We start from the raw sequence: 791 nt of genomic DNA, 5'->3' as shown, positions 1-791 counted from the left end.
GCTGAGAGAAATAAAAATCTCTACCTCACTTGGATTCTAGATGCCCAGAAGCAAGATATCCTCAGTCCCAGGTATGGTGATATGCAACGGCTGACGAATCCCACAACTGCTGTTGTCTATTGGCATCTCAGCCCTTTTGCCCTCAGCACTTTTATTATCAAACACAACGCTGCTCAACCCAGCGTCATTTCTACTCCCTCGTTTTTGCCTGAGTTTGAAAGCTGGGTGAAACAATGGAATCAACAATATGAGGATTACGGCAAAAGCGAAGATAAGCAAGTTGCACAACAAAATAACTGGCGTGACAATTTGCCTCAAATGCTCAAGCAGCTTGGTGATATCCTCAATATCTCAGCTATAGTGAGCGAAATTAATAACGAAATTAACAACGAATCAATCCAAAATCTTATCTTAGTTCCCCACCGCGACTTGCACCGCTTCCCGCTTGATGCGCTGTTTCCCGAAGATTTCACCACTACTTATCTACCCAGCGCCCAAGTCGGCATATCTTTACAGCAGATTTCGTCAACAAGCAACGAGGAATCACACCAACTGCTGAGTGTGGAACATCCCGACAGCGCGGGGTTTGATATCCTACTCCATGCGCAATATGAATCTGCTGCGATTAACCAGCTTTTCAACCATCCCAACAACAAGCGAATTTCTGGCGAACAAGCTACCAAAATCGCTGTACAAGAAGCTCTTGCCGATAAATACAATATCTTTCACTTTACCGGACATGGCAGTTATGATTTTGAGCATCCTAAACAATCTGCTCTTGATCTTAGTGG

The 791-nt window shown here is 44.2% G+C and carries 1 protein-coding gene; it reads left to right on the top strand.

The genetic code is table 11. From position 1 onward, the window contains the following. Positions 1–791: CHAT domain-containing protein (locus AC5590_RS05060; protein ID WP_169269034.1), on the top strand; the 791-nt coding region annotated here is incomplete at both ends.

The sequence above is a fragment of the Brasilonema octagenarum UFV-OR1 genome, assembly GCF_963888615.1.
In the GTDB taxonomy this organism is placed as follows: domain Bacteria; phylum Cyanobacteriota; class Cyanobacteriia; order Cyanobacteriales; family Nostocaceae; genus Brasilonema; species Brasilonema sennae.
Note: the sequence above shows the minus strand (reverse complement) of the source record. Positions and strands in the feature narration are given on the sequence as shown.